We start from the raw sequence: 19054 nt of genomic DNA, 5'->3' as shown, positions 1-19054 counted from the left end.
GCTATTCGCGTCTCCGCGGTCCTCGCGTCCTTCTTCCGCGCTCGCCCCGTGCGACCGGGTGTGCACTGACTTCCAGTGGCTACTATAGTCGCCGACTCACTTCTGGTCTTGCAAGGTTTCATTCGAACTCTTCTCGCGTTTCGCCTCAATTTGTGTTTCCAAGGCAAACGGATCCGTGAGCCCAACCTCGAGTGCAGCGAGACAGTTTTCGACGGAATATGTCTGCTCACCATCGGAGCATGGGGCAACACAGCGCAGGTCATCACCTTCATACACGGCTACGCAGATGATCGGTATCTGGATTTCTGTGGCTGGTTGAGAACTGAGTAATGAACTGATTTCGCGTCGCTCAAACGCTGGGCGAAGGGTGTACCCCTCGCGGTCAGCCCATGATTGGAACGATTTGACCGTGAGTGAAACCGAGGGACCAGAATCACTGATCTCCTCGAGCGCAGGATTCACAGATCCCCACGTTTTGATTTCCACATCTGCAATCCCATCGTCTTCTATCTGCCGTACTCGGGCCACAGTCTGACGGAGTTGCTGCACAATCTCCGGGGACGTGCGTTGGCGAAGATACAGCACAGCGCGTTTTGTAGCCGCGTTCTCAGTTTGTTCTGTCATTGCTGATGGGAAAAGAGAGGTAGTTCATCTCTCTCGGATTTCTATCCAAGTTTGGACTTGTGAAATCAGAACTAGATGTCCCTCCAAAAATGCTCAAGGTTGTTCGCGGTGGGCTATTCATCCACTGGTTTGAAGTCCTCGGACCCGCAGTCACAGGAGCCGATACCTATTGGCTGAATCCGTCCATCCGAGAGGACTTTGGCCGCGTATGCTGCGCCACAGGAGCCACAGATAGCCATGAGCCGATCTTGACTTGAGGAATGTGCAATCATACATGCTAGTACGTGCCACACACGGAAGAGTGTCTGTTGCGTCCATAGTTACAGGCGCTGCGGATTAAACAGGTTATAGCCGAGAGCTGCGGGAAAGAACAGTATGCGGATGATCACAATCTCTCGACCCTATCCACTCACCCAACGCTCCTCCCGTGTCGCTGGGGTATAGTAGCCACTGGAAGCCAGTGCACACCCGGTCGCACGACGGGAGCCCAGTTCGGAGCCCGAAAGGTGAGAACCGCGGACAGTGCGATCGGTGTGTAAACAGTTAGTTGGTACTATCGTTGTTCTTCGATACGTACGTCTTCGAGCCTATCGCCGAGACATACTCGTGGCGTGTTCTGGCACGATACTCGGAGAAGATAGACGCCCCAACCAAAGGTGGCAGAATATATGCGCCGAGTGTTCAGTCCTCGAACAGATCCTGTCCGAAGTGATCGAACGGCTGAACGTGGTACTCCTTGATGACCTGACTGGAGACGATTTCGAGGCCGAGGTTCTCGATTCCCGTAAGGGTCTCATCTGCCATCTCGGAATCGACGGCCACCGACTCAATGTGGACGTTGTGGGTACCAGTTGTCATTTCACGAACGTTGATCACGCCGGGGAACTCGAGCGCTTCCTGGGCCAACTCGGCTCGTTTTACAACCGGCGCTCGACAAACGATGAACAGATGGAGTTCGAATCCCGCTTCTTCGTAGTCGATCTCGGGATGATAGCCCCGAATCACGCCCTGCTCAAGGTACTCGATGCGGTTTCGCACTGTGCTAGCCGAGGTTCCAACCATATCGGCCATATCTCCGGCTGTAGCTCCTCGCGCGTTCTCTTGGAGAAGGTGGAGAATCCCTCGGTCGACATCGTCGAGACTGTGAACCATGGATACGAATACGGGGACCATTTGAAAGAGATTTTTTCCAGTCATCTTGTACGATGGGCAGTTCCAGCGAGCGAGTGATTCGGCGCGGAATGAAAGGAACGGACGTAGAATGCTTACTGTATCCACCCATTACATTCACCACACCGTTCCTGACCGCTATCAGTGAAATCAAACCCCGTTCCGCTACCTGCCTCCCCTCTACTGAGAGCGAGTTTCACGGACTACCCGGTATAAAGAAATTACAGTACCAACTACTGGTAACGAGTCTACTGAAGTCAACACCCTTCAGACTCGAAAGATTCTCGATACCGAGGTCATCGAAGCGTCCACCTGTGAACTGAAGTCTGCTACAGAATTCGATCGTAACTGCAGAAGGCGATTTACCATCCAAACTTCATCACCGCCGCCTCAGAGGCGCTTGCTCACGTACGGGCCATCCTGATGGTAGCCCAGCTTGTTTCGGTAGTACTCCCGCGCACCGATTCCGGAAATGACGCTCAGTTTGTCGTAGCCGGCCCCCGCAGCGAGCGCTTCGGCCTGGTCCATCAGTCGGCGACCGTAGCCCTGGTGTTGGTGTTGGTCTCCGTCGCTCTCGCTCCCGACGGCGACTTCGGTCCCGTAGACGTGGAGTTCCCGAACGAGCGCCGCGTTCTCGAGTTCCGGTCGCACCGGATCGTTCGGGAATCGGAGTCGGCAGAACCCGATCAGGAGATCCTGTTCGAAGTCCTCGATGGAGATGAAATGTTCCGTGCCGCCACAGGCCTGATAGGTCATCACGTCGAGTTCGACCTCGTTGGGTTCCGCGTCGTTCATTCCGGCCTCCCGACAGCGGATACACTCGCAGGTCCAGTCGTGGTCGTCCATCCGTTTTCGAGCGAGCTGGCGGAGGTTGGACTTCCAGACGCCGGCGTCGATGTAGTCCGCGGGAATGTCCCGCTGGACGCGCTGTAGACGCGTATATCGCGGGATCATATCCTTGATCTCGGCGATCAACTCGGCCGCCTCCTCGTTGCCGAGCGGGTCGAACTCGCCTTTGTGCCACCAGTCGTAGGTCGCGGTACCCCGCACGATCAGCGTCGGGTAGATTTTCAGGTAATCCGGCTTCCACTGCTCTTGCTCGAAGATGCGACGGAAGTCCTCGAGGCACATCTCTTTGCTCATCCCCGGTTGGCCGGGCATCATGTGGAAGCCGACCTTGAACGCCGAATCTCGCAGGCGCTGGTTGGCCTCGATCGACGCCTGAACGCCGTGGCCGCGGTGCATTTCGCGGTTGATGCGCTCGTAGGTCGTCTGGACGCCGACCTCGACTTTCGTCCCGCCGAGATCGAGCATTCGGTCGATCTGCTCGGGATCACACCAGTCGGGTTTGGTCTCGAAGGTCGTCCCGATGTTGCGGATGTCCGCCGTCTCGTTTTCGGCGATGACGTCCTCGAGGTACTGCCACTCGTACTCCTCGGGGTCCTGTGCGAAGCTCTCGCCCTCGGCCGGTTCGGGCTCCTTGTCGACGTCGTAGTCGTTCATCGCCTCGAGCGCGCGCTTGACGAACCACTCCTGGTAGTCGTGGCTGCGGGCGGTCATCGTCCCGCCCATCAGGATCAGCTCGACCTTGTCGACGGGGTGACCGATCTCCCGTAGCTGCTCGAGACGCAGCGTCACCTGTCCGTAGGGGTCGTAATCGTTCTGGACGCCGCGGGCGGCGGCGGGCTCGTCGCCGGTATAGCTCTGGGAACTCGAGAACTCCGAGTCGGGGCCGCCGGGGCAGTAGAGACACTTGCCGTGGGGACACCGCTCGGGCGACGTCATGATCGCGACCGGCGAGACGCCCGACGCGGTGCGGACGGGTTTGCGCTGGAGCACCGTCTGGAGATCCTCGCGGTGCTCCTGGGGCGCGTAATCCAGCAGTTCGGAATTTTTGGGCACCTTGGGTGCCGAGTGTTCCGAACAGGCCTCGAGTTTGGCCTTCTCGACCTCGTCGCGTTCGATTTCGCCCGCGAGGATCCGCTCGACGAGCGTCTTACAGACCTGCTCGAACGCTTCGGTTTCGGTTGGATCGGAATCGGGCGTCTCGGTACTCACTACACGGATTTGGTCGCCCATCGCGAATAAGCGTGTCGGACTCGCGACTTTGCACGTTTCCCGCCGGTGTCACGACCGCCGGGACGACGTGCGTTTCGACCGCGACTCGATCGGAGACGACCGTCGACGGTTTCAAACCTCGGTGTACTCGAAGACGTCGCCCGACGCCTCGAAGGCGTAGACCGTCAGCGGCTCGTCACCCGGCGGTCCCATTCCCGGCGAATGACGGGGCATGCCCGGTGCTGTGAGCCCGTCGACGGCCGGTTGATCCGCGAACAGTTCCTCGATGGCCTCGAGCGGAACGTGGCCTTCGATCAGGTAGTCGCCGAACTCGATCGTATGACAGCTCGCGGCGTCTTCCGGAACGCCCAGATCGCGCTTGACTCCCTCGACGTCACCCGTCGTTTCGACCGTTACGTCCACGCCGTTGGTCTCGAGGTACGCGACGTACTCGCTGCAACAGCCACAGGAGGGGTCGTGGTGCTGGACGACCGACTCGACGGGGACCGAGCCGGACCACGCCCAGGTATCGGACCTGCTGCGTTCGGCAGTATCTGTTCCGTCGTCAGTTCCGTCGAGGCAGCCGGCTAACCCGATGAAAACGAGGGTCCCTCCGACGGAACAGAGTCGTCGGCGCGATATCGCCATACTCGAAGTCAGTGACTGAACGGGTATATAGCGTCCGATCTGGGGAGTACCGTTCCGGAACGTCCGACGGGAACGGAATCGATACGGGGAGGGAAGAAACGAATTCTGCTCGAGGGTGGCGAGTCAGTCTTCGCTTTCGTAAGACTCGCCGACGGACGACGGCATCCGCGTCTTCCCCCACGCCGAGAGCACAATGATCACGGCGACGTACGGAAGAAGGTTGACGAGCCGTGCGGAGACCTCGATTCCGACCGTCTGGAACTGGACGTTCAGCATGTCCAGGGCACCGAACAGCAACGCCGCACCGGCCGCGCCGATCGGGTTGTAGTTGCCGAACAGGTAGGCGACGATACCGATCCATCCCCGCCCCTCGACCATCGTATCGCCGATGCCGACGAAGTTGCCGGCGTGAGCGAGCAAGACGGCACCGCCGAGCCCTGCCATCGCCCCGGAGAAGATCACCGTAGCGTATCGGACGCGAGTGACGTCGACGCCCGCGGTATCCAGCGCCTCCGGATTCTCACCCGCTGCCTGTACCCAGTACCCGTATCGGGTCCGATAGAGGACCACCCAGGACGCCAGGACGATCAGTACGGTGAGGATGACGAACGGCGACTGGCCGAACGCGACCGAGTTGACGCTCGCGAGCCCCGGACTCGAGCGGCTTCCCCAGATGATGGCCGCGGTAAACGGCGCGAAGCCGAGTCCGATAAACCAGACCGCCAATCCCGCGACGATCTGGTCCGCCTCGTACCGAATCAACAGGACCGCGAACGCAACCGTGATCAGCGTCGAAATCACGGCGGAAACGGCGACCGCGAGCCAGACCTGTCCCTGGGTGGGTGACGTGCCGCCGAGAGCGTACATACTCGCCGCCGCGCTGAACGCGCCGAAGATCATGAATCCCTCGAGGCCGATGTTGAACACGCCGCTCTTTTCGGCGTACAGGCCGCCGATGGCCGCGAGCGCGATGGGGGTCGCCATCTCTACCGATCGCGTCGCGAAGCCGGCCGTAAAGAGCCGATCGAGTGCGATGCCCGACCGCACGGTCAGTCCCGCGCCGCCGACGATCAGGACGACCAGGGCGAGAGCGCCGATTCGGACTCGCTTTCGCCCGGTGTACTCGGTGAGACTCATTCGCGATCACCGCCCAACCCCGTCCGCTGGGCCATCATACGGAACAGTTCCGGGACGGCGACGAACAGGACGACGAGACCGACGATGCCGTCGATCAACTGGACCGGAACGTCGCTGTTGATCTGGATGTGCGACCCGGCGGACTCGAGGCCGCCGAACAGCAGCCCCGCCGGGACGACCCCGACGGGATTGTTCGCCGCGAGCAGGCTCACGGCGATGGCGTCGAACCCGTAGTTGCCGATGCCGGACGGATCGGTGAAGTACCCCTGGATCATGATGGCGAAAATCGCTCCGGTCAGGCCGGCGACCATGCCCGACAGGGTCATGGTCGAGACGATCATCCGTTTGGCGTCGACGCCCGAGTACGTCGCGGCGGATTCCTGGTGCCCGCTCGTCACCATGTCGTAGCCGAAACTGGTTCGGGTCATGATAACGGCGATGAGCGCGACGACGGCGATCGTCGCGCCGATACCGACGATCGAGAGGTTCGGGTCGTCGAATACGACCGACGGGAACCCGACGTTGTCCGGCAGGCGTTCCGTTCGCGTCGCCGTCGCCTCCGGATCGCTGAACCGGCCGGCGACGAGCCACCCGACGAAGCCGATGGCGATGAAGTTCAACATAATCGTCGTGATGATCTCGTTCGCGTCGCCGTACGCTTTGAGGACGCCCGGTAACGCCGCGTACAATCCGCCGGCAACGACGGCCGCGAGCGTTCCGACGAGCATCAGGACGATGCCGCCGACCGTACCGTCCGGCAGGTACGGCGCGAGCGAGACGATCGATGCGACGGTCGCGAACCCGCCGACGATGAACTGGCCCTGAACGCCGATATTGAACACGCCTGCCCGGAACGCGATGGCCACGGCAATGCCGGCCAGAACGAACAGCACCGAAAACGTCAACGTTCGCGCCACGGCCCGTTCGCTCCCGAACGAACCGATGACCAGTTGATTGGCGAACAGAAGCGGGTTGTGTCCCGCCGCCGCAACGATGAGCAGTCCGATACACAGCGCCAGCGCCGTCGACGCGATCGCGATCCCGATCCGCTCGAGTACCGTCGCGTCGAGCATGTACGCGGCCGCACGGTCGAGCGCTCCTCGGAGTCCGTCGTCGTCGCCGCTCACGCCTGGACACCTCTGTCCGATTCGCTCTCACCCGTTCCCTCTTCGTCCTCGAGGCGCTGTCCCGTCATCAACAGCCCGAGTTCCTCCTCGGTTACCGTTTCCGGATCGACGACGTCGATGAACTCGCCCTCGTACATGACCGCGATTCGGTCGGCGAGTTTCTGGATCTCCTCGAGTTTCGACGAGACGACGACGATCGCCAGCCCCTCCGCGCGGAGTTCGATCAGCCGATTGTGGATGAACTCGATGGAGCCGATATCGACGCCGCGAGTCGGGTGCGAGGCGACCATCACGTCCGGATCGTGGCCGATCTCTCGACCGACGATGAACTTCTGCTGATTGCCGCCGGACAGCGACGTCGCGCCGGCGTCGGCGTCGGGAGGGTGAACGTCGAACTCCTGAATGATTTCCTCGGCGTGGTCCCGGACCGCCGTCCAGTCGAGCATCCCGCCGTTGGCGTACGGTTCGATCGTCTGATTACCCAGCAGCGCATTCCGGACGAGGGAGTACTCCTGGACGAGCCCTTCGGTCTGGCGATCCTCCGGGATGTAGGCGATACCGTCCTCGATACGGTCACGACGACTCGTGCCGGTGATGTCCGATCCTCGGAATCGAACCGACCCCGACGCGACGGAGCGAAGCCCCGTGATCCCCTCGACGAGTTCACTCTGTCCGTTCCCCTGGACGCCCGCGATGCCGAGAATCTCGCCCTCTCGGACGGTGAAATCCACGCTGCTGACTTGCTCCTGGCCGCGGTCGCCGTGCATTCGAAGCCCGTCGACCTCGAGCGCCGGCTCCCCAGGAACCGTCTCGCGCTCGAGGCGGTCGAAGAGGACCTCTCGTCCGACCATCATCCGCGCCAGATCCTGCTCAGTCGTCTCTTCGGCACGGACGGTGTCGATGGCCTCACCGTCTCGGAGGACGGTGATCTCGTCGGCGATCGTCAGCGCCTCGTCTAACTTGTGGGAGATGAAGATGAGGGAGTGACCGTCCTCCCTGAGGTCGTTCATGACGTCCATCAACCGCTCGACTTCCTGCGGGGTGAGCACCGCCGTCGGTTCGTCGAGAATGAGGATCTCCGCGCCTCGGTAGAGGCTTTTGATGATCTCGACGCGCTGTTGAGCGCCGAGATCGAGTTCTTCGACCGGCGTGTCCAGATACTGATCGACGTCGAAATCGTATCGCGAACAGATCTCCTCGATCTCGGCTCTGGCGGCCGACTCGTCGACCAGCCCGTTGTCGGTCGGCTCGTGGCCCAAGACGATGTTCTGGAGTACCGTCATCGGTTTGACGAGCTGGAAGTGCTGGTGGATCATGCCGACGCCCGCCCGCATGGCGTCTCGAGGGGAGTCGAACGTCCGCGGTTTGCCGTCGACGGAAATCGTCCCTTCGTCCTGATCGTACAGCCCGTAGAGAACGCTCATCAGGGTCGTCTTCCCCGAGCCGTTCTCGCCGAGAAGCGCGTGGATCGATCCCCGTTCTAGCGTGAAGTCGACGTCATCGTTCGCGACCACGTCTCCGAACCGTTTGGTGATGCTCTCGAGTCGAACCGCGGGCGGTGTCTTACGTGCAGTCATGGTCCTCCGGTGGAAATGCCTTCATGCCTATAAACTGAAAATCGGCGAGTTCGTCAGCAGCTGGTCGGACCGCAGGTCAGATCGATTTCGTCGTTTTCGAACCCTTCTCTCGCCTCGTCGAGGTATTGATCGACGTCGTCGGGGAGTTCGCCTTCGAACGCCTGGCCGACGACGAAGTCGATACTGCCCTGCTCGACGCTGAGGTTCTGCTCGCCGACCTGGCTCTCGAAATCGTCCTCGACGACCGATTCCGCGACCTGATAGGTCGCCTCGTTGAGGGCCTTGACCGCGGAGCCGAGGATGACGTCCTGGTACTGGTCTTCGGTGACGGACTGATCGACGTCGACCCCGAGCGCGAAGCGATCGTTGTCCTGGGCCGCCGAAAAGGCACCCGCTCCCGCGGCCGAGGCGGCGTGCCAGACGATGTCCGCGCCGTCGTCGATCTGGGATTCGGCGACGTCGTTCGCCGCACCCGTATCGGAGAAGCTCCCGCCGTAGCCGGTCAGGACCTCCGCGTCGTCGTTGACCCACTCGACGCCCTCGATATACGATTGCTCGAACGCGTTGATCAGGGGGATATCTTCGCCGCCGACGAACCCGACGATGGACTCGTCCGGATCGGTTTCGCTATCATCGTGTTCGAATTCCTCGTCAGTCATTACGCCGGCCACGACGCCCGCCAGGAACGACATCTCGTTGTTCATCTCGATCCAGCCCGACACGTTGTCGGCGCCGTCGATGACGTTGTTGATCAGCATCCAGTTCTGGTCCGGATACTGTTCGGCGTTCGTCTCCAGCGGATCCGTGTGATTGTCCCCGACGCAGATGATAAGATCGTAGCCGCTCTCGGCGGTGTCCGCCTGTGTCGATTCGTACTGGGCCTCTTCCGTCTCCTCGACCGTCGTATACTCGAGGTCGAAATCGTTCGCGGCTTCCTCGAGTCCCTCGACGGCGTTGTCGTTGAACGCGTTGTCGTCGAACCCGGCGGGGCTCGAAATGATGGCGACGTTCGTTTCGCCGCCCCCGTTTCCGTCGTCGCCGATACAGCCGGCGAGTGCAGTACCGGCAACGAGCGCGCCACCGCCCGCAAGAACTGTTCGTCTTTGGATTGTCGTTGATTCCGTACCTGGCACACCGTCCCCTTCATAATCTACCATAACATAACCACCTCTAACTTCCATCTATAATAATTTTACTCGCATTCATATACTCGCTTCGTCGATCCCCCGTATTACTGGTGATCCCCCTCGAAGAATTGGACGAACATTCGATGATTTAAGCAGCGCTAGTCAGAAACTAGATCAACGAGAGTCCGACGGGACGGACGCTCCGAACTCGAGTTGGCTCCGGCAGTCGATGTACACTACACACCGTATACCGTACACGATCCTCTGGACACTGAAAACGCGGTCGCTCAGGACCTCGTGGCGGCGGGTAGCGGAGAAGAGCACGTGTTACGCGAGCGTTTCGCTGAGCGGGCCGTGATTGGTTTGGCTTCTCAACCTCGTTGCGTCCGATTTCGCCAGCGACGATCCGCTCGACGAACCTCCCACAGACCTGCTGGACGCTTCGGTTTCGGTCGGATCGGAATCGATCGCCTCGAACTTCCAGGGTCCGTGCCGGCGCGATTAGTTGCCCGTCAGGGTGTGAACTCGCTCTTCGATCTCGTGGGCGCGCGAAACCTGTTTCTCGTTCGCTTCCGCGACCGATTCGATCTCGTCGGCGATCGTTTCGGCTTCCTCGACGAGTTCGTCGACCATGCTCGCGACCTCCTCGGTGCTCGCGGCCTGATCGTCGGTCGCGTTCGAGACGTCCCTGATCCCTTCGGAGGCCTCCTGGACCGCGTCTGTAATCTCCTGGAGTCGTTCCATCGCGTCGGTCACCTGCTCGATTCCGCGGTCGACCTGTTCGGTGGTCTCCTCTAAGCTCTCGACGGTGTCCGCGGTGTCTTCCTTGATATCGGCGACCATTCGTTCGATCTCGCCGGCGTGAGACTGTGACTCCTCGGCCAGCGACTTGACTTCGTTGGCGACGACGGCGAACCCGTCTCCCTCGTTGCCGGCGTGTGCGGCCTCGATCGAGGCGTTCAGCGCGAGCAGGTTCGTCTGGTCGGCGATGTCGTTTATCACCTCGACGATCTCGTCGATCTCGTCGATCCGGGCCTCGAGTTGCTCGACATCGGTTACGACGTCCTGTGCGGAGTCATCGACCCGTTCGATGACGTCGATCGCTTCGGTCGCGGCCCCCTGGCCGTCCTCCGAGAGCGATCCGGCACGCTCGCTGGTCGCTGCGACCTCTTCGGCGGTCGAGGCAATCTCCTCGACGGATGCCGACATCTCCGCGACCTCGCTGGCGACCTCGTCCATCGACTCGACCTGCTCGGTCGCGAGGTCGGTGATCTGTCCCGTGCTCGTGGCGATCTCGTCGGAGGTTGTACGAACCTCCTGAACTGCGGACTGGACATCGTCCTCGACGGCCTGCCGGCGCTCGACGCGGTCGGCGTAGTTCGTGACGTAGGTGACGAGCGTGTCGATCAGTTCCTGCTCTTCGGTAAGCCACGGTCCGTCGTCTTCCTCCGGCCGGTCTTCCGTGTAGACGACCGTGATCGAGATCCGCGTTCCGCCGTCGGTTCGTTCCTCGGTCGTCAGCGGATGAGACGTCCGCCTGAATCCGTCGGACTCGGCGATGTGATCGCCGACGTCGATCCGCGCCTCGGTCACCGTCGGATACTGGAACCACTGTGGCAGTTCGCGTGCGTAGGTGTCGGCAAGGTCCGTGACCGGCCGGTCGATCTCGCCGAACAGTTCGTTGGCCCGTTTAATAGCGGTGAGTTCTTTGGTCCGCTCCTGGAGCATTACCCTGGCTTTTTGCTCGTCTAACTGCCTGAATTCGTCCTCGAGATCGAAGTGTTCCGATATCCGGTCGGGTTGGGACATGTGATTATCCGGGAATAGAGACTCACCACTGATTTGTTGTTCGGCCACCTGACAATCGGTCGACCTGAGTCAGGTTTACTATAGTAGCCACTGGAAGTCAGTGCACACCCGATCACACGACGGCTATGTGATTGATGTGTGAACAGTTCCAATTGTTACTATCGGTACTGGGAGACATTTCCGGCCGTCGGTCGCCCTCGTCCCATGTATGACGGATAAAATATATAACGTCCGCCAACGAGAGCAATGCCTCTCGAGAGTCGAGGACAGTAGGATGATACGACGGTCGGCCTTACGCGAACGTTTCGCCGAGGGCTTCGAGTGCGGCCTCGAGAACGGCGTCGCGTTCGCCCGGCAGGAACTCCACGTGGCCGTCCTGACCGCCGACGACGCTGACGCCGGCGTTGGGCGCTGCGTCGGCGATCGCGTCACCGAGGTCGCGGACGTTCAGCGACTCGGTCGTGCGGACGTGTAGTTCGTCGTCGCCGACGCCGAGGGTCACGAACGGCCCCTCGTCGCGCTGGCGGCGGTGCAGCGCGTCCAGCAGCAGGGTCGTCGTCGGGAAGTTGTACCGGTGGGTAAACGCGTCGGTGTCCAGTACAGCAACGGTGATATCGTCGACCGTCTCGGTTTCTAGGTTCTCGCGTGCCGTCTTGAGTTCGGTCTCGAGTTTCGCGCGGAACTGCTCGGAGACGTGGGCGGCGAGGTCGCCGTCTCGAGGCGTTCCCGACGCCTCATCGCCGAACAGCAGGTCGATCACGAGTTCGCGCTTGTCCTTGTAGGACTGGTAGTAGGCCTCGAGCGCGATGGCTTCGCGACGTTCCGAAATCGCGGTCTCGTCGTAGCCGGCCTCGCTCGCGAGGTCGACGTAGGCTTCGGGGGTGTTCTCCCAATAGCTGACTGCGGGGAGGTGTTCGAGATCGTCGCGGACGTCGTCATTGACGTGGGCGGCGACGTTCGCGGCGAGTGCCGTCGTGGTGAGATTGGAAACGTCGGCGCCGGCGAGCGACGGTGCGACCGCCAACGAGACGGCGTCGGTGATCTCCTCGTCCGCCCGGCTGTCGTCGATAACGACCGTCTCCGCCTCGTACAGCGAGAGGAGGTCGTAGCCGTCGGCGGACTCTTCGGTCGAGCCGGCATCGACGAGGACGACCAGCGGCAGCTGCTCGCCGTGGCGGTCGCGGGCTTCGAGCATCGAGGTGACGTCGTTCGTGGCGGCGTCCATATCGTAGACGCGACCGTCGAGCGGACGGCGTTCGAAGTAGTGATACTCCGCGTCCTCGCGGGTGTGTTTCTCGCGGATCAGCGGAAGCACGGCGCGCTCGATGGCGGCGCCAGCGACGTAGCCATCGGCGGTCGCGCCGTGGCGGACGACGACCGGGCGTGCTTCCATGACGGCGCGACGAATCGCGGTCGCGGCGTCGACGAGTCCGTCCTCGACGGCCGTGACGGCGTCGTGGTCGGCCAGCAGGGAAACGTCAGCAGGCCGAGCCTCGGATTTGATCGCGTCTTCGAGGCGCTCGCGGACGGTTTCGCGCTCCTCGCCTTCGAGGATGTCGAGGGTCTCGGTTTCGACTTGCAGGTCGCCGTGGTGGCGTTCGACTTCTCCCTCGAGTGCGACGGTATCGTCGATTTCGACGTCGGGATAGGCACGGACGCCGGCTTCTTCGAACGCGGCGCACTCGACGGTGCCGGTCTCGTCGCGCAGTTCGAAGACGGTCGGACCGCTGGTCTGGCGGACGCCGGTGATTTCGCCCTCGAGGCGGACGACGGTTCCGACCTGGTTGTCGATCGCGTCGATCGTGGTTCGGTTCAGTGCCGGTTCGGCATCGGCTTCCGGTGTGGCGTCGGCCGCGTCGTCGGTTTCCGGCGCCGATGCGGCGGCGCTCTCGGTCGCGACGGAGCCGCTGCCGGTGGTGACGGTCTCGCTCGCGTTCGGCGCGGCGCTGCCGTCGTCGGTAGCGGTGTCGTCGGCGGCTGCCTGCAGTTCGCCGGCGCTTACGTCGTCCGCGTCGGCCTCGGCGTCGGCGTCAGTAACGTTGGCCGCAGTTTCGGGTTCGGGCTCGGGCTCGGATCCAGTATCACTACTGGAAGGCGCCTCTGAGCCGCCGTCGTCCTCGTCGTCGAACTCCTCTGGACGACGCTCCTCGTCGCCCGTGTCGATCAGTTTGCCGCGGAACTCGCGTTCGCGCTGGCGGATCGACCAGCCGAGGTCGACGTTTCCGTTGTCTCGGACGTCGAGAACCTGGACGAAGACTTCGTCGCCGGGCTCCCAGTCGAGACTTTCGAGTCGTTGATCGAGTTCGCTTCTGTGCAACAGGCCGGTGACGTGATCTCCGACGTCGATGAAGACGCCGAAGTCGGCGTAGCCGTCGACGGTACCCCGATAGTAGCGATCTGGGGTGAGCTGCGAGGCAGCGCTGCCGCGAAATTCGAAGACAGCATCTTCCTCGTGGCTCTCGCAGATCTCGCCGTCAACGGGTGTGCCGCAGATGATACAGTTACCCATCTACTCGAACCAAGCGGTTTCGCCCTAAAACGGTTGTCGAAATGCGCTCGTCGCTCACCCGTCACTTGTGAGCGGGCTGATCTGTCGGTGAAACGCGTGACGAGACGGTGGTCTGCCGCGATGAACCTCGATTTCGTCCCCTGTCGGCCCGAACGGAGTCCCCGAGACCGCTAGTCGAACACTGGAGACTCCGCTTCGAGCGTCTCGATGTCGTCCGCGATTTTCTTGACGTCCTCGGGGAACAGCGACACCTGAACCTCGCTGCCGTCCTTGTCCTCGAAGACGAGTTTGACGCGCTTGTCGCCGAACTCCCGCGCCTCGGCGGATTCGACGTCGAACATCTTGACGGTCGCCGACTTGTTCGTCGGCCCGACGTTCTTGATCGACCCCTCGTTTAACTCTACCATGAAGTCCTCGAGCGTCAGTGCGAGCATACCCGTCGTACGAACCGGGGGTAGAAAACGACACGGCATTGTCCCCATCCCAACGGTCGTCGATTCGACACGCCGATGATTCCGTCCACAACGGTCGTCGATCGGCGTGGCTGGTCATCGTTCACCGGTCGCCGGTCACGCACTACGGTCCACTCGAACCCGTCTGCGCTTACTTTTAAGTTGAATTCGTCCCAACGGTTGGCATGCTATGCAAGTCACCTGGCACGGCCACTCGACGTGGCACGTCACCGTAGGGGAGACGGAGCTGCTAATCGATCCGTTTTTCGACAACCCGAAGACGGACCTCGAGCCGTCGGACGTCGACGCGCCCGATTACGTGTTGTTGACACACGGCCACGCCGATCACATTGCCGATGCCGGGGCGTTCTCGGACGCGACGCTGGTCGCCACGCCCGAACTCGTCTCCTACTGCGAGGCGGAGTTCGGCTTCGAGGACGCCGTCGGCGGGATGGGGATGAACCTCGGCGGCACCGTCGAGTGTGGCGACGCCTACGTCACCATGGTCCGAGCCGACCACACGAACGGCATCATGACCGAGAACGACGCCAGCGGCGGGATGCCCGCCGGTTTCGTCGTCTCAAACACGAAGCCGACCCAAGTGAGCGACGAGGAGTCGACGACGTTCTACCACGCCGGCGACACCAGCCTCATGACCGAGATGCGCGATGTCGTCGGCCCGTACCTCGAGCCCGACGCCGCCGCCGTCCCGATCGGCGACCACTTCACCATGGGCCCCTGGCAGGCCGCCGTTGCCGTCGACTGGCTCGACGTCGACTACGCGTTCCCCCAACACTACGATACGTTCCCGCCGATCGAACAGGATCCCGAATCGTTCGCCAGTGAGGTAACGGGTACGGGCAGCGACGCCGAGGTAGTGGCGCTCGAGGCCGGCGAGCCGTTCGACATCAAACCCTAAGGTCTCGAATCCAGGGGGTCTCGAGGCCTGAGGTTACAAATCTGGTGCCTCGGTCCCTGAAACATCGCTTCCGGAAGCGGCTCGAGGCAGACCGGCAGAACTCTGATTTTTTCGAGGGCGGTTTCTCGAGAGACGACACCTGATACGGTCTGCTATACCGGTTACGGCGTACCCGCAATAGGGCAGCGGTTCCACCGGCACTGACTGGCAGCAGTCCGTACGAGACTTTCTGGGTCCCCGCCGTTTCCTCTCAATTGCACGGACGGTATCGACCGCGAGAACAACGTTTACACCACAGGCTGTGGACGTCTCGAGTGCTATGGCGAAGCAAGTCACCACCGTTTCCGAGGAGGGGTACAGCGCCACGAACGAGATCCGGGACTTCGAGACGGCGATCGACGCCAACGGCGAGGACGCGCCGGACACGCTCGAGGCGCTGCTCGCGGCCTACGCCTCCTGTTACGTCCCCGCGCTTCGGGTCGGCGGCCAGCAGCGCGACGCCGGAGAGCTCGGCCAGATCGAAATCGAGACGACGGGCGAACTCAACGACGACGACAAGCTCGAGTCGGTCCAGTTCGATATTCGCGTCGAAGCTGACGTCGACGACGACACCGGCGAGAAAATCATCGAACGCGCGTTCGAACTCTGTAAGGTCCACGACGCGCTGAAATCGGACTTGCACGCCGAAACGAGTTTCGAGGGCGACGCGTTCTAACGGCGACGACCGGCCCGTCGTCGATTCAGTTATTCGATCCGCCGGCCAATAATCGAATCCGTGACATCGACGAGAGCCGTTGCGATCGGCGGACCGTCGGGTAGTTTGAAAGTCAATGTGGTTGAAAAGTCCCAACGCACATATTCGATGGACACATCGAGACGGGTATGCGACGGCGACGCGGCCTGTTGGTCGTGACAGTAGCCGGACTACTCATCATGGGAGGGTGTCTCGACGAGCTCGGTCTGGACGACGAGCAGGAGGCTGTCGACGGCGACAGCGATGTCGACGGCGACCTCGAAATCCATCACATCGACGTCGGGCAAGCCGACGCGACGCTGCTGGTGACCCCTACGGGCGAGACGATTCTGATCGATACGGGCGACTGGCGACAGGACGGACAGGAGGTTATCGACTACCTCGAGGCCGAAGGCATCGAGCGGATCGATCACCTCGTGGCGACCCACGCCCACGCCGACCACATCGGCGGCCACGCAGCCGTTATCGAGCACTTCGAAGAAAACGGAGCGGGTGTCGGGGCGGCCTACGACTCCGGCGTGACCCATACGAGCCAGACCTACGAGAACTATCTCGACGCCGTCGAGGAACACGAGGTGAGACTCTTCCAAGTGGTTGACGGCGATACGCTCCCCCTCGAAGACGAGACCGTCGAGGCGACCGTATTGAATCCGCCGGACGACGACTCGAGCGTCGACCTGCACTACAACAGTGTTACACTCGCCGTCGAGTTCGGCGAGTTCAGCTATCTGACGACCGGCGACGCCGAACAACAGGCCGAGGAACGACTCGTCGAGGAACACGGCGAGACCCTCGGGGCCGACGCGTATCAGGCCGGTCACCACGGCTCTTCGACTTCGTCGACGCCGCCGTTCCTCGATGCCGTCGAGCCCGATATCGCCGTCATCTCGAGCGCGCTCGAGTCCCAGTACGGCCATCCACACGACGAGGTGCTCGAGTCATTCGCCGAACGTGGCGTCGAAACGTACTGGACCGCCGTCCACGGGGATATCGTCCTCACGACCGATGGGACCGACGTTTCGGTGACGACGGAACACGAGGCCACGACCGATCCGGCGGCCCTGCTCGAGCGGAAACACGAGGCGCAGTCGACGGCGGAGTCGCTGGCGCTGTCATCAGGGCCGGACCGGTCGTCCTCGGCGCTGGACCGCTCGCGAGGAGAGATGGGAGAAGTGGGACAGATAGGGCAGACGGGAGTATCGACACCGGAACTGGAAGCGAACTCGGGACCGGAACCGGGACCAGCAGTTGATGATCCAACCGAACCAATGACGGGATAATGACCGAAACCTACACCGCAGTCCTCGACCGAATCGTCGACGGCGAAACGGCCGTACTCTTGCTCGAGGCCGACGAAACCGTAGTCGACGAACGGATCCTCGAGGTCGAACGCCTCCCCGAAGACGGCCAGCACGAGGGGGCCGTTTTCGACGCCGAACTCGAAGCGGACACGGTACGCGAACTGACCTACCGACCGTCGGTAGAGCAGGAGCGACGAGAAACGGCGCAGGAACGGTTCGATCGACTCTCCGAGCGACTCTCCGACGAGTGATACGGATTACTGTAACTAGTTACCGCCGATCGCCAGACGGTTGTCGGTGATCGGCGGTAAATGACTACAGTACACCGTACGAGTCGCCCGAGCGACAGAGAGAACGAAGGAAGGGGGATGGCCCCCAACTGGTGGTTCGGGGTGCGTGGGATGACACAGCGGCGAGCTCCCGTCGTCGCGAACGGGCGGCCGCCGCTACGTATAGCTTGTGACGAATCACGCAAAAGCAGTAGCGCCAAAACATATTGGTATGAGTGTGAAAGTGTAGATAAACGAACATTGGCACCGTCTCGGAGCCGTTATAGCAGCCACTGAAAGTCAGAGCACACCCAACCGCACGATGACTGTGTGATCGGTGTATGAAGGATTTTACTTGTTACGAGTACAATTCTGACCACCCCCTGCCGATCCGATGGCCACGTTCAAGGCAATCCTCGGGCCACCAGTAGCTATGATACGTTCGTTCGACGGGGCGGAACCGGAGATTGCAGACTCGGCGTACGTCGACGAGGCGGCCGTCGTGATCGGGAACGTCGTCATCGGGGCGGACGCGAGCGTCTGGCCGAACACGACGCTCCGAGGCGATCACGGCCGGATCGTCGTGAGCGAAGGCGCGAACGTTCAGGACAACGCCGTCCTCCACGAGGACGCCGAACTCGGCCCGTACTCGACGGTCGGCCACAGCGCGATCGTCCACGGCGCGACCGTCGCCGAGCGCGCGTTGGTCGGAATGAACGCAGTCGTCCTCGACGGTGCCCACGTCGGTGAAGGAGCCGTCGTCGCGGCCGGGAGCGTCGTCACCGGGGGAACCGAGGTCCCCCCTTCGACGCTCGTTGCCGGGACCCCTGCCGAACCGAAAACCGAAATCGACGATCCGCAACTCGAGGCGACGGCTGATCGGTACGCGGAACTCGCGACGCGGTACGACGAGACGTCCGATCGACTCGACTGACGTCGCCGCGGCGGGATGCACAGCGTGATCCCTCTCGGCCTGCTCCGCCAGTAGACGATGGAAACCCTGATACTACCACCACCCTAATCGGAAGCCATGAGCGACAACCCGTGGACGGACCGGATCGTCGGCGCACGAATGACCGTCGATCAGGAGTTCTCCTCACGGATCGCGAACTCGGAGTTTTCCAGCCAGCAGTGGAGTCTGATCATGACCGCGACGGAGTTCGAGATCGAACATCCCGACGATCCCGACCGTGCGCGGATCGTCGCGAATACCGACAAAGTCGAACAGATCATCCCCGAACTCGACAACATTCAGACGGGGATGGGTGCCATGGGCGGCCAGGGCGGCGGACAGCAGACCGGCTCCTCGGGCGGTGGCTTCCTCGGCTCGATCAAGGGCGCACTCGGACTCGGCAGTGGTTCCGGCGACTCCCACGCCGAGCAACAGGAAGCCGCCGAACGGCTCGCACAGGAGTACGCCGACGAACTGCAGTCCCACCTCGAGTCGAACGGACGCTGGGAGTCCGTTCGAGAGGCCGCAGCGGACGAGTAGCCCACTCCCATACCCACTCCGACTCCGGACCGAGATTCGGCGGCGCGACGTGTTCGGCGCTGCAGCGTCCCCGCTGCACTC

17 protein-coding genes are annotated in these 19054 nt (G+C 62.0%); 6 read left to right on the top strand and 11 right to left on the bottom strand.

Translation table 11 applies throughout. From position 1 onward, the window contains the following. Positions 1-96: 96 nt before the first annotated feature. From GS429_RS08695 to GS429_RS08645, 11 genes are all read right to left on the bottom strand, one after another. Positions 97-624, bottom strand: a complete 528-nt coding sequence (locus GS429_RS08695; RefSeq protein ID WP_201293990.1) for an HTH domain-containing protein — start codon at positions 622-624, stop codon at positions 97-99. 681 nt (positions 625-1305) lie between these two features. Then, on the bottom strand, positions 1306-1776 hold the full coding sequence (locus tag GS429_RS08690; protein ID WP_160064623.1) for an Lrp/AsnC family transcriptional regulator: 471 nt from the start codon (positions 1774-1776) through the stop codon (positions 1306-1308). Positions 1777-2184: 408 nt separating this feature from the next. Continuing rightward, complete coding sequence (locus tag GS429_RS08685; RefSeq protein ID WP_328821304.1) at positions 2185-3852, bottom strand: tRNA uridine(34) 5-carboxymethylaminomethyl modification radical SAM/GNAT enzyme Elp3; 1668 nt, start codon at positions 3850-3852, stop codon at positions 2185-2187. A 132-nt stretch (positions 3853-3984) separates the two neighbouring features. Beyond that, positions 3985-4500, bottom strand: a complete 516-nt coding sequence (locus GS429_RS08680) for a DUF411 domain-containing protein (RefSeq protein WP_160064619.1) — start codon at positions 4498-4500, stop codon at positions 3985-3987. 123 nt (positions 4501-4623) lie between these two features. After that, positions 4624-5637 (bottom strand): ABC transporter permease, encoded by a 1014-nt coding sequence (locus tag GS429_RS08675; RefSeq protein WP_160064617.1) that lies wholly within the window; start codon positions 5635-5637, stop codon positions 4624-4626. Next, positions 5634-6710 (bottom strand): ABC transporter permease, encoded by a 1077-nt coding sequence (locus GS429_RS08670; protein WP_160064681.1) that lies wholly within the window; start codon positions 6708-6710, stop codon positions 5634-5636. The genes GS429_RS08675 and GS429_RS08670 overlap by 4 nt, the downstream gene beginning before the upstream one ends. Before the next feature lie 50 nt (positions 6711-6760). Then, positions 6761-8341: an ABC transporter ATP-binding protein gene (locus GS429_RS08665; protein ID WP_160064615.1), complete on the bottom strand. Its 1581-nt coding sequence runs from the start codon at positions 8339-8341 to the stop codon at positions 6761-6763. Positions 8342-8394: 53 nt separating this feature from the next. After that, on the bottom strand, positions 8395-9498 hold the full coding sequence (locus tag GS429_RS08660; RefSeq protein ID WP_235920775.1) for a substrate-binding domain-containing protein: 1104 nt from the start codon (positions 9496-9498) through the stop codon (positions 8395-8397). A 471-nt stretch (positions 9499-9969) separates the two neighbouring features. Further along, a complete protein-coding gene (locus GS429_RS08655; protein ID WP_160064611.1) occupies positions 9970-11277 on the bottom strand; it encodes a methyl-accepting chemotaxis protein in 1308 nt (435 codons plus the stop codon). Positions 11278-11569: 292 nt separating this feature from the next. Further along, the gene (locus GS429_RS08650) at positions 11570-13786 is read right to left on the bottom strand and encodes a DHH family phosphoesterase (protein ID WP_160064609.1); all 2217 of its coding nucleotides are present in this window, start codon (positions 13784-13786) and stop codon (positions 11570-11572) included. 170 nt (positions 13787-13956) lie between these two features. Continuing rightward, positions 13957-14220, bottom strand: coding sequence for a hypothetical protein (locus tag GS429_RS08645; RefSeq protein WP_160064607.1), 264 nt, complete (start codon positions 14218-14220; stop codon positions 13957-13959). A 208-nt stretch (positions 14221-14428) separates the two neighbouring features. Between GS429_RS08645 and GS429_RS08640 the strand changes: the two genes are divergently transcribed. The 6 genes from GS429_RS08640 to GS429_RS08615 all read left to right on the top strand — a co-directional run bounded on the left by GS429_RS08640 (position 14429) and on the right by GS429_RS08615 (position 18973). After that, entirely contained in the window at positions 14429-15157 is a 729-nt protein-coding gene (locus GS429_RS08640) for a metal-dependent hydrolase (RefSeq protein WP_160064605.1), read from the top strand. Between the two features lie 319 nt (positions 15158-15476). After that, positions 15477-15872, top strand: coding sequence for an OsmC family protein (locus GS429_RS08635; protein WP_160064603.1), 396 nt, complete (start codon positions 15477-15479; stop codon positions 15870-15872). Positions 15873-16039: 167 nt separating this feature from the next. Then, positions 16040-17191, top strand: coding sequence for a ComEC/Rec2 family competence protein (locus tag GS429_RS08630; RefSeq protein WP_160064601.1), 1152 nt, complete (start codon positions 16040-16042; stop codon positions 17189-17191). Continuing rightward, a complete protein-coding gene (locus GS429_RS08625) occupies positions 17191-17463 on the top strand; it encodes a DUF3006 family protein (RefSeq protein WP_160064599.1) in 273 nt (90 codons plus the stop codon). Before GS429_RS08630 ends, GS429_RS08625 begins: the two co-directional genes overlap by 1 nt. A gap of 451 nt (positions 17464-17914) precedes the next feature. After that, the gene (locus GS429_RS08620; RefSeq protein WP_160064597.1) at positions 17915-18415 is read left to right on the top strand and encodes a gamma carbonic anhydrase family protein; all 501 of its coding nucleotides are present in this window, start codon (positions 17915-17917) and stop codon (positions 18413-18415) included. Between the two features lie 96 nt (positions 18416-18511). Then, positions 18512-18973, top strand: coding sequence for a DUF5799 family protein (locus GS429_RS08615; RefSeq protein WP_160064595.1), 462 nt, complete (start codon positions 18512-18514; stop codon positions 18971-18973). Positions 18974-19054: the final 81 nt, after the last annotated feature.

The sequence above is a fragment of the Natronorubrum halalkaliphilum genome, from assembly GCF_009834785.1.
GTDB lineage: Archaea > Halobacteriota > Halobacteria > Halobacteriales > Natrialbaceae > Natronorubrum > Natronorubrum halalkaliphilum.
This window is presented reverse-complemented; position numbering and strand designations above follow the sequence as displayed.

Coding starts and splice junctions, on each gene's coding strand:
- GS429_RS08695 (WP_201293990.1), bottom strand. CDS start 624: ATGACAGAACAAACTGAGAACGCGGCTACAAAACGCGCTGTGCTGTAT.
- GS429_RS08690 (WP_160064623.1), bottom strand. CDS start 1,776: ATGGTTCACAGTCTCGACGATGTCGACCGAGGGATTCTCCACCTTCTC.
- GS429_RS08680 (WP_160064619.1), bottom strand. CDS start 4,500: ATGGCGATATCGCGCCGACGACTCTGTTCCGTCGGAGGGACCCTCGTT.
- GS429_RS08675 (WP_160064617.1), bottom strand. CDS start 5,637: ATGAGTCTCACCGAGTACACCGGGCGAAAGCGAGTCCGAATCGGCGCT.
- GS429_RS08670 (WP_160064681.1), bottom strand. CDS start 6,710: ATGCTCGACGCGACGGTACTCGAGCGGATCGGGATCGCGATCGCGTCG.
- GS429_RS08665 (WP_160064615.1), bottom strand. CDS start 8,341: ATGACTGCACGTAAGACACCGCCCGCGGTTCGACTCGAGAGCATCACC.
- GS429_RS08660 (WP_235920775.1), bottom strand. CDS start 9,498: ATGGTAGATTATGAAGGGGACGGTGTGCCAGGTACGGAATCAACGACA.
- GS429_RS08655 (WP_160064611.1), bottom strand. CDS start 11,277: ATGTCCCAACCCGACCGGATATCGGAACACTTCGATCTCGAGGACGAA.
- GS429_RS08650 (WP_160064609.1), bottom strand. CDS start 13,786: ATGGGTAACTGTATCATCTGCGGCACACCCGTTGACGGCGAGATCTGC.
- GS429_RS08645 (WP_160064607.1), bottom strand. CDS start 14,220: ATGCTCGCACTGACGCTCGAGGACTTCATGGTAGAGTTAAACGAGGGG.
- GS429_RS08640 (WP_160064605.1), top strand. CDS start 14,429: ATGCAAGTCACCTGGCACGGCCACTCGACGTGGCACGTCACCGTAGGG.
- GS429_RS08635 (WP_160064603.1), top strand. CDS start 15,477: ATGGCGAAGCAAGTCACCACCGTTTCCGAGGAGGGGTACAGCGCCACG.
- GS429_RS08630 (WP_160064601.1), top strand. CDS start 16,040: ATGCGACGGCGACGCGGCCTGTTGGTCGTGACAGTAGCCGGACTACTC.
- GS429_RS08625 (WP_160064599.1), top strand. CDS start 17,191: ATGACCGAAACCTACACCGCAGTCCTCGACCGAATCGTCGACGGCGAA.
- GS429_RS08620 (WP_160064597.1), top strand. CDS start 17,915: ATGATACGTTCGTTCGACGGGGCGGAACCGGAGATTGCAGACTCGGCG.
- GS429_RS08615 (WP_160064595.1), top strand. CDS start 18,512: ATGAGCGACAACCCGTGGACGGACCGGATCGTCGGCGCACGAATGACC.